This window comes from Frankia nepalensis, assembly GCF_016786325.1.
Taxonomy (GTDB): Bacteria; Actinomycetota; Actinomycetes; order Frankiales; family Frankiaceae; genus Pseudofrankia; species Pseudofrankia nepalensis.
The window spans coordinates 1-9,613 of the sequence record NZ_JADWYU010000057.1 but is presented as its reverse complement, the minus strand read 5'-3'; the positions used below and the strand labels follow the sequence as shown (position 1 = coordinate 9,613).

Genomic DNA, 9,613 nt, shown 5'->3' with positions numbered 1-9,613 from the left:
CCTTCTTTAATCCCCCCCCCCCCCCCCCGGGGGCGGCCCCCGGGCGGGGGGGGGGGGCGGCCCGCCCGGCGCGCGCGGGGGTGGGCACCGGCGCCCGAGGTGGCCGGCGGTCCGGCGGGACCACCGGGACCGGCCGCGGGCGGGCCACCGGGACGGGCGGCGGCTCGACGTCGACGCCGAAGTCGCGGGCGAGCCCCGCGAGGCCGTCCGCGTAGCCCTGCCCGATCGCGCGAACCCGCCAGCCGCCCGCGCCGGCCGGTCCGCCCCCTGGCGGGTCACGCCGATACAACTCGCCGACGAGCAGCGCGGTCTCGGGCCCGAGCCGCGGCGGCCGCAGCCGGACCAGCGCCGCGCCGGCGAGGTCGTGCACGGTGGTGACCGGCGCGGGCAGCCGGCCGAACGCGGTGGACCCGTCCGCGGGGCTCGCGACGAGCACCACCCGCGCCGCGCCCGGCCGCAGCCGGCGCGGGTCGACGGTGAGCTCGCTGGTCCCGGGCGCTGCCGCGCCGCCGGGACCGGCGGAGGCGAGCCGGACGCCGGCCGCCGTCGGTTGGTTGTAGAAGACGAAGTCCCCGTCGCCGCCGACCCGACCGTTCGCGCCTACGACCAGCGCGGACAGGTCGAAAGGTCCGGGCAGACGGATTCGAACCGCGCCCAGCGGCAACGACGCGTTCGCCCCCGCGACCAGCTCAAGCATCTTTGTCGCCCCCTTGGCTGGTTCAACGAACCGCGCGCAGCCAGGTTCCGCCACCATACGGAAAGTCGCGTGACCACGTCTTTCCGTATGGGTTGCCCAGGGCCTCCGGGAAACCGGCGCGGAGGCGACGGGACTTCCTGCTCGGGCGGCCGCCCGGCCGCGTCCCGCCACCGCGTGCCCTCAGGCCCTGGAAGACCTGGCCAGAGCCGTGCGATCATGACCTTTCGTCGTACAGCCGGAGGCCATCAAGTGGTCTTGTGCGACCATGCTGTGCGGTCGCGGGGCCTGATTGTGGGAGCGCTGTGCTCCTCGATCCGGACACGCGTCCACGGCGCTGGTTTGGTGGGCGAAACGCGTCGTCGGGTACTAGCGCGCCGTCGCTGGCCGCGCCGTCGTGTCCAGCCGAGCGAAAACGCTGGCCACGGCCCCGGCTAGTCGGTTGAGAAGGTAGGCCAGGTTGAACGACGCGATCGGCTACGCTCTGCTGAGCCTGGGCACCGGTGGCCTGTACGCCCTGATGGCGGCCGGCATCGTGGTCGTCCAACGAGGCGCCGGCGTCCTCAACCTCGCGCACGGCGCGCTGCTCGCCTGGGCGGCGTACTCGTTCCACGGCGCGGTCGAGGAGTGGTCGCTGCCCACCTGGTTCGCCGCCGTCCTCGCGATCGGGTCTACCGCGCTCATCGGGCTGGCGTTCCACCTGCTGGTGATGCGCCCGATGCGGGACGGCTCCGCGTTGAACCGGGTGATGGCCACCCTCGGCCTGTTGATCATCCTGCAGGCGTCGCTCACCCTGATGTATGGCACCCTGGTCCGCTCCGCGCCGACCGTGCTGCCGACCGGCAAGGTGACGCTCGCCGGCATGCCCGTCGGCTGGGACGTCTTCACCCGGCTCGGCGTCGTCGTCGCGCTGCTGGTGGCCCTGTGGGCGGTGTTCAGATACACGACCGTGGGGCTCGCGGCCACGGCGGTCACCGAGAACCCGCGGGCGGCGGCGACGTTCGGCTGGTCGCCCGACCTGGTCGCCGCCGCCGCGTGGACGCTGGGCGCGGCGCTCGCCGGGCTCGCCGGCGTGCTGCTCGCCCCGCTGCAGATGCCGCTGGCCGCGCCGAACCTGATGCTGCTGATCGTGCCCACGCTGGCGATCGGCCTGCTGGCGGGATTCCGCTCGTTCCCGACGGTGCTCGGCGCGTCGCTGGTGCTCGCCGTCGTCGAGGTGGAGACCCAGGTCCAGCTCGTCACCGAGCACCCGGCCTGGCGGGGCATCGACCGGGCGATCCCGCTCGTTGTGATCATTTTCTACCTGGCGATCCGAGGCCGGCACATCCCCGACCGCGGTCACGTCAACGAACGGCTGCCCGCGCTCGGCAGCGGCCGAGTCCACTGGCCGGCGCTCCTCGTGACCGTCACCGCGGCGATCTGCCTCATCTGGTACGCGCTGCCGACGGACTGGGTGAACGCGCTGAACGCCAACGCGGTGTGGGCGATCCTCATCCTCTCGGTAGTGGTGCTGGTCGGCCTCACCGGTCAGCTCTCGCTCGCCCAGCTCGCCTTCTCCGGGCTGGCCGCGCTGATCGCCGGCCGGCTGGTGGCCGTCCAGGGCTGGCCGCTGGAGGCGGCGCTCGCGCTCGGCGTCCTCGGGACGGCGGCCGCCGGCGTCCTGTTCGCCCTCCCGGCGCTGCGCACCCGGGGCCTGCAGCTCGCGGTCGTCACCCTGGGGCTGGGCGCCGCGGCCGACTCGATCCTGTTCCAGCGGGGCTACCACTCGCCTCCCCCGGAGGGCTCCGTCGCCGCGGCGTTCGGGGACCTCGGCAACGCGGAGGGCACCGTCGTCGGGCAGGCGACGCTGTTCGGCGTCCGGCTGGACACGGTCGAGGCGCCGCGGGCGTTCGCGACACTCGCCGTGATCTCGTTCGTCGCCGTCGCCGTCGCCGTCGCCAACCTGCGTCGCGGCCGGGCCGGCCGCCGGCTCATCGCCGTGCGCACCAACGAGCGGGCCGCGGCCGCCCTCGGGGTCAGCGTCATCGGCGCGAAGCTCTACGCGTTCGCGCTGTCGGCCGCGATCGCCGGCTTCGGCGGGGTGCTCTACGCCTTCTACCAGTACGGGGCACGAGGCAACATCGACTATGGCGGCGGGGTGTTCTCCCCGTTCAACTCGATCCTGCTGATCGCGTTCGCCGTGCTCGGCGGCGTCGGCTGGGTCAGCGGCGCGTTCGCCGGCGCGGCCTGGGCGGCCGGCACGCTTGGCACCCGGTTCGGCGCCTGGCTCGGCGAGCTGCTCACCGAGGTCGCCGCCTTCGCCCGGACGGTGATCGCGCTGCTCGGCGTCGTGGTCGGTTTCTCCGCCGGCGCCGGCGCGGCCCGCTCGCGCCGCGCGCCGACGTCCGACGGTGCCACCCCGACGGCCACCGAAACCCCGGAGACCGCCGAAGCCCCGGAGACCGCCGGGCTTCCCGCGGCCACCGAGGCTTCCACCGCGCCCGGGAATCCCACGGCGAACGGACATTCCACGAGGGCCGAGGAGATCCCATCCGCCGTCCCGCCGGACCGCCGGCCCGCCTACCGCCGGCCCTGGCCATGGGTCGGCGCGGCGGTGCTCGGCGCCGTGGCGGTCGCCGGCAGCGGCCGGGTGCTGGACTGGCTCACCGAGCTGGACCGCTACGTCCCGTTGATCGGTGGCTTCGTGCTCGTCGCGATCCTCGCCACCTCCGGCGGCGGCATGGCGCCGGGCAACGCCGCGGCGGCCCGCGCCGTCGCGGCCCGTTGCACGCCGCCGTCCCGGCGCGCCGCCCGCGAGGAGCGCGAGCGCCGCCGCCTCGTCCAGTTGCTCGCCGGATCGCCGGCGCCGGTGAGCCCTGGCCCCGTCGCGCCGGCGGCCCCGACGGCCGCCACGGGCGCGGCGCCCCTGGACACAGCGCCCCTGCACACAGCGACGCTGGACGCGGCGGCTCTGCGCACAGCGGACCTGGACACGACGGCTCCGCGCCCGGCGGGCCTGGACACGACGGGCCTGGACACGACGGGCCTGGACACGGCGGCCCCGGACACGACGGCCCCGGCGGACGCCTCGCTGGCGGACGGCGACCGGGAGCGGGCGCGCGCGACCGGCGATGCCGGCCTCACTCTCCGGCGCGGCGCGCTGGCCAGCGCGGCGAGCGTGATCAAACCCGCGACGCTGTCCGTCTGGGGGCTCACCGTGCGGTTCGGCGCGGTCACCGCCGTCGACGACGTGAACCTGCGGGTCACCCCCGGCCAGATCGTCGGCCTGATCGGCCCGAACGGCGCCGGCAAGACCACCGTGATCGACGCGATCACCGGCTACACCCCGGCGCGGGTGCGCCAGCTGACGCTCGGCGAGCACCGGCTCGACCGGCTCCCCGCGCACCGGCGGGCGCGGCGCGGCGTGCAGCGGTCGTTCCAGAACCTCGAGCTGTTCGAGGACCTGACCGTGCTGGAGAACATCGAGGCCGCCAGCGACCCGCGCGACCTGCGCGCCTACCTGACCAACCTGGCCTGGCCACGCACGAGCGTGCTGCCGCCGGCCGCGCGCGCCGCCGTCGACGCGTTCGGGCTGCGCGACGATCTGGCCCGCTCGGTCACCGAGCTGTCGTACGGGCGGCGCCGGCTGCTCGCGATCGCGCGGGCGATGGCGGCCAGGCCTTCGGTGCTGCTGCTCGACGAGCCGTGCGCCGGGCTGGACGAGCACGAGAGCCGCGAGGTCGCCCGGCTGCTGCGCCGGCTCGCCGACGAGTGGGGGCTGGGCATCCTGTTGAACGAGCACGACATGGACGTGATCATGTCCATCTGCGACCGCGTCGTCGTCCTCGACGCCGGCCGGATGATCGCCGAGGGCACCCCGGCGCAGGTCCGCGACGACCCCCGGGTCCAGCTGGCCTACCTCGGCGAGAAGGTCAGCTCCGCCAGGCCCAGGCGCGCCACCGCGTCGCGCCCGTCCGCCGACGAGCCCGGCGCGGACAGCCAGGCCGGCGAGCCGGTCGCCCCGGGGGCCGCCCGATGAGCCCGGAACCCACGCCGGTTGCCGCCGCCGAGCCGCGCTCCGGCCGGGACGGCGGACGGCCGCGGCTGCCCATTCCGCGCATGCGTGCCGGCGGCGCGGGCCAGCCGGCCGGGCGTGGCCGGCGCGCCCGGTCGGCGGCGCCGGCGGCCCCGGTGCTCGCCGCGCGCTCCCTGTCCGCCGGCTACGGCGGCGCGCCGGTCGTGCGCGGCCTCGACCTGGAGGTACGCGCCGGCGAGGTCGTCGTCCTGCTCGGCCCGAACGGCGCCGGGAAGACCACGACCCTGCTGACGCTCGCCGGGGCGCTCGCGCCGCTCGGTGGCGAGGTCCACTGGGCCGGCCGGCCGACGACCGCGCCCCTGCACCGGCGTGCCCGGTCGGGGCTGAGCCTGGTCCCCGAGGACCGCTCGGTGATCATGAGTCTGACGGTGCGGGAGAACCTGCGGGTCGGGCGCTGCGACCCGGAGCTGGCGCTGGCCACCTTCCCCGAGCTGGAACAGCACCTGGACCGCAGGGCCGGGCTGCTCTCCGGTGGCCAGCAGCAGATGGTGACGCTCGCCAGGGCGCTGGCCCGCCGCCCCACGGCGCTGCTCGCCGACGAGCTCTCGCTCGGGCTCGCTCCCCAGATCGTGACGAGGCTGCTGACCGCGGTTCGCGCCGCCGCCGACGAGGGGCTCGCGGTGCTGCTCGTCGAGCAGCACGTCCGCAGCGCCCTGACGATCGCCGACCGGGTCCATGTGCTGCGCCACGGCCGCCCCGCCTGGTCCGGCACCGCCGCCGAGGCCGAGGCCAACCGCGCCGCCCTCGCCAGCGCCTACCTGCCCCTGGCCTGACCGCGATCAGGCGGGAGGAAACGGCGCGGACACGACGCGACGAGTGTCACGGGGTTGTCCGCGGCTCGCCGGTGCGGAGGCTGATCATCTGGGTGCCGCCTTCGTCCGTCGCGGACAGGTACGCGTCAGAGCCCCGCGGGACACTCACCACGATGATCGATCCGGTGCCGATGAGGGGCGGGGTCCCGTTGTCGGTGATGGATCTGAGCGTCCCATCGACCACGACCTGCCAGCCGGCGTACAGCGGCGTCCTGTCGTAGCCGTTCCCCGGCTCCGGCAGGTGGACGCCCACGGGCACGTGGGCGAGCACGAGCTCGTGGCCGGGACTCGCAGGGTGGGCGCCGCGCAGGTTCATGGAGACGTCGTCGGGATGCAGGTGCGTCTTCATCGTCTCGAAGAGCAGGCCATCCTCGAAGGAGGTGGCCACCGCGGTGGCATCGAGATGGACGCCGTAGGTGGGGCCGACGAGCCGGGCCGACGCCGGGTCCAACGGGGTCGCCGGAGCGCCGGCGAGCTGGTCGAACTCGGCGAGCGTGCCACCCCCGATCACGGCCGCGTAGCCGGCGTCGATCGTCAGGTCCGGCGGCGGATCGCCGTCCAGGATCGTGCAGGCCGAGGTCAGCAGCAGCGTCACGGTCAGGACGGCGGCCCGGGCCCACGAGGCGATCACCCGGCTCACCCTGCCACCGCCGTGGACATACCAGGACCAACCGTCAGATGACCGACGAACCCGCGGGCCGCCGCGCGGCCAGCCGTGCCGAGCGCCCAGCGGCCGTCAGCGGTCCCGCCCCGACCCGCCGACCGGCCGACCCGGCCGCGGCCGCCAGCCCGCCGGCCGGATCCGGCTCCAGGACTCGTTCCCGTCGTGCCAGCACGCGTGCTCACGGCCAGCGGCCACCGGACCGGCCCACGCCGGCCCGGTTCCCCGCGGCGGGGATCTGCCCGCAATTCCCCGGCCGCATGGGTGTAACAGGGGCGGCCTAGCGTCGGGCGTCATGAACGATGCGGTGGATCCGGCCATTCGCCGGCGGGCCGTCGACGCCGCCCGCGGCGCCGGGCCGTTCGACCTGCTCATCACCGGTGGCAGCGTCGTCGACGTCGGGACGTGCGAGGTGCGCCCGGCCGACGTGGGGCTGGTCGGGCCGCTGATCGCCTCGGTGCATCCGGCCGGCAGCCGGACGGACGCGCTGGACGCGTTCGACGCGACCGGGCGGTTCATCGCCCCGGGCCTGATCGACATGCACGTCCATTTCGAGAGCTCGATGCTCACACCGGGTTCGTACGCCGCCGCGGTCTGCCCGCGCGGGACGACAACGATCTTCGGTGACCCGCACGAGCTCGCGAACGTCGCCGGGCTCGCCGGGGTGCGTTACGCCGTCGAGGCCAGCCGTGGGCTTCCGGTGCGGTTCATCGTCCAGGCGCCGTCCTGCGTGCCACCCATCCCGGGGCTGGAACTGTCCGGCCACGACCTGCACGGGCCGGAGATCGCCGAGATGCTCGCCTGGCCGGAGATCGGCGGGCTCGCCGAGGTGATGGACATGTTGGGGGTCCTCACCAGCGACGGCCGGATGGTCGACGTGGTCGCGGCGGGCCTGGCCAGCGGCAAGCTCGTCAGCGGGCACGCCGCCGGGCTGACCGGCCCCGAGCTGCAGGCCTACCTCACCGCCGGGATCACGTCGGACCACGAGATCATGGCGACCGACGACGCGATGGAGAAGCTCCGGGCCGGCATGACCGTCGAGCTGCGCGGCATGCTCGAGCACCTCCTGCCGGGCCTGGTCGCCGAGCTGAACGCGCTGCCGGAGCTGCCGGCGCACCTGTGCGCGGCCACCGACGACCTGTTCGCGCTGACCCTGCTCACCGACGGCGGCCTCGACCACCTGCTGCGCCGGCTCGTCGGCTACGGCCTCGACCCGGTGCGCGCGCTGCGGATCGCCACCTACCACGCCGCCTACCGGCTGGCCCGCACCGACCTGGGCCTCGTCGCCGCCGGCCGGCAGGCCGACCTGATCATCCTGTCGGACCTGGCGACGGTCGCCGTCGACGACGTGTTCCGCGCGGGCGAGCACGTCGCCTCCGGCGGCGAGATGATCGTCCCGGTGGTGGAGGGGCCGAGCGAGCCGCCGCTGGACACGATGAAGCTCGGCCCGATGACGCCCGACGCCTTCGTCCTGCGGGTCGGGCACCTGCCCGGCGGCGTCACGGACGGCACGGTCCGGCTGCGCGTCCTCGCGGGCCCGATCTTCACCCGCTGGGACGAGGTGACCGCCGAGGTGCGTGACGGCGCGGTCGTCGTGCCGCCCGGCCACCTGCTGCAGGTCGCGGTGCACCGGCACGGCCGGATCGCGCCGACCCCGCGGGCGGCGATGATCTCCGGCTGGGGCGAGCAGGACTGGACCGGCGCGATCGCCACGTCCGTCTCGCACGACACCCACAATCTGATCGTCTTCGGCCGCGACCCGGTGGCCATGGCCGCCGCCGCCAACCAGGTGATCGCCGACGGCGGCGGGGTCGCGGTCGCCTCCGGCGGGAAGGTGCTCGCGTCGATCGCGCTGCCGATCGCCGGCATCCTCTCGCCGCTGCCCGCCCCCGAGGTCGCCGAGGCCCAGCAGGTGGTCACGGCGGCCGCCGAGTCGGTCGGCCTGCGCCTGAGCCTGCTCACCCAGAACCTCTTCCACGTCCTGGTCGCCTCGCTCGCCTGCCTGCCCGGCCCGCACGTCACCGACCTCGGCCTCGTCGACGGCTCCACCGGCCAGCTCATCAGCTCCCCGATCCTGACCCCCACCGCCTGACAACCGCCGCCCACGCCCTCCCCCGTTCGCCCCCGCGCGAGGGCGCGCTCCCCCAACCATTCTTGATCGCCGTTTGTGCCCCGCAGGGGTCGTCCGGAGGCCCCGACCACGACCTCGGGAGGGCATAAACGGCGATCATCCTCGGAGGAGGGCGCGGACCAGGGCAGCGACGTGGTCGGGGCGGGCGAGGACGTCGGGCCAGGTGAAGCGCAGGACCTTCCAGCCAAGGCGGGACAGGGCGTTCTGACGTTCGCGATCCCGGTGCAGCGGTCGCGGGTCGCCGCCCTCGTCGCCGTGGAAGGCCACGCCGTCCGCCTCGACCAGCAACCGATGGGCCGGATAGGCGAGGTCGGCGCGCGCCACGAAGAACCCGGACTCATCCCTGACGACGTACTGCACCTCGGGCGGGCTGAGCCCCCGGTCACCCAGCACGAGGCGCAGCCGGCTCTCCAACGGGGATTCCGCCCGGGCGTCGACGTCCGCGAGCCAGCGGACCCGAGCCGCCGTGCCATGCCGGCCGAACATCTGCGCCGCGACCTCCGCCACGTCGCGGAGCCGGCGGTCATGCGCTGCGGCGTCCAGCAACGCGACGGCTTGCGACCGGTCCCAGGCAAGGACGAGATCGGCAAGCGTCCGCGTCACCGAGGTCACTGGAATCCCGTCGCGCCACCAGAGCTGCGCCTGATGACATGTGCCGAAGCGCAGGAGGACCCCCGGAACGGCCGACCGAGCAATCGATCCGCTGACGAGCAGGTGCACTGGCTCCGCGTCAGCCTGATGCCGTCGCGGAAGCCCGCGCAGGTTGAGCAGCCTCGCGGCTGTGACACCGCAGACGACCGCCTCCGGCCGGCGCAACAACGCCGCCCGGACCCGTCCAAGGAACGGATCGGCGCCCTCAACGAGGTAGGTGCCGGGAAACGGCCGAGCCCAGCCTCCGGTCCGGACCAGCTGCCGCATCTGGCCCCTGGTCAGGCCGGCGTTCAGCGCCTGGTCGCGGGTGACGACGCCGTGCTGCCACCCGGCGACCCGCAGCGCCTCCGCCATCCCGGGATATACCCGAGCCGCGCGATCTTCCCCATCCGCCCCCATGCCGGGCCACTCTGCTCTCGCCGCGCCCACCCCGCGGCCGTCTCGCTCCCCCTGTGGACATCCCTCGTCCACTCTTGATCGCCGTTTGTGCCCTACAGGGGTCGTCCGGAGACCGGCGTCTTCTAGCGGTCCTCGCAACACCCAGGCTTCTGGGGGTTCGAGGATCATGGCGTTGTCGGGTGCGGAGCGG

General features: G+C 74.8%; 6 protein-coding genes. 3 read left to right on the top strand and 3 right to left on the bottom strand.

Annotated features, from left to right (window positions below; all coding sequences use genetic code 11):
* A partial coding sequence (locus tag I6A81_RS02605; RefSeq protein ID WP_203010079.1) for a TerD family protein occupies window positions 1–697 on the bottom strand: 697 nt, incomplete at its 3' end.
* A 457-nt stretch (window positions 698–1,154) separates the two neighbouring features.
* On the opposite strand from I6A81_RS02605, the gene I6A81_RS42900 reads away from it, so the two are divergent.
* Both I6A81_RS42900 and I6A81_RS02590 read left to right on the top strand, forming a co-directional pair.
* A complete protein-coding gene (locus I6A81_RS42900) occupies window positions 1,155–4,712 on the top strand; it encodes an ABC transporter permease subunit (RefSeq protein WP_285222961.1) in 3,558 nt (1,185 codons plus the stop codon).
* Between the two features lie 80 nt (window positions 4,713–4,792).
* Entirely contained in the window at window positions 4,793–5,542 is a 750-nt protein-coding gene (locus tag I6A81_RS02590; RefSeq protein ID WP_203007283.1) for an ABC transporter ATP-binding protein, read from the top strand.
* Window positions 5,543–5,588: 46 nt separating this feature from the next.
* Here I6A81_RS02590 and I6A81_RS02585 read toward each other — a convergent pair whose 3' ends face one another.
* Window positions 5,589–6,221 carry a hypothetical protein gene (locus tag I6A81_RS02585; protein WP_307874420.1) on the bottom strand — a complete coding sequence of 211 codons (633 nt, stop codon included), beginning with the start codon at window positions 6,219–6,221 and terminating at the stop codon, window positions 5,589–5,591.
* Window positions 6,222–6,537: 316 nt separating this feature from the next.
* Here I6A81_RS02585 and I6A81_RS02580 point away from each other — a divergent pair, with 316 nt between their 5' ends.
* Complete coding sequence (locus I6A81_RS02580) at window positions 6,538–8,334, top strand: adenine deaminase (RefSeq protein ID WP_203007280.1); 1,797 nt, start codon at window positions 6,538–6,540, stop codon at window positions 8,332–8,334.
* Window positions 8,335–8,469: 135 nt separating this feature from the next.
* Here I6A81_RS02580 and I6A81_RS02575 read toward each other — a convergent pair whose 3' ends face one another.
* Window positions 8,470–9,378 (bottom strand): type IV toxin-antitoxin system AbiEi family antitoxin domain-containing protein, encoded by a 909-nt coding sequence (locus tag I6A81_RS02575; RefSeq protein ID WP_238430896.1) that lies wholly within the window; start codon window positions 9,376–9,378, stop codon window positions 8,470–8,472.
* Between the last annotated feature and the right edge of the window lie 235 nt (window positions 9,379–9,613).

What these genes read in the sequence shown, in the direction of transcription:
- I6A81_RS02590 (WP_203007283.1), top strand. Translation starts at nt 4,793, where the DNA reads ATGCGTGCCGGCGGCGCGGGCCAGCCGGCCGGGCGTGGCCGGCGCGCC.
- I6A81_RS02580 (WP_203007280.1), top strand. Translation starts at nt 6,538, where the DNA reads ATGAACGATGCGGTGGATCCGGCCATTCGCCGGCGGGCCGTCGACGCC.
- I6A81_RS02575 (WP_238430896.1), bottom strand. Translation starts at nt 9,378, where the DNA reads ATGGCGGAGGCGCTGCGGGTCGCCGGGTGGCAGCACGGCGTCGTCACC.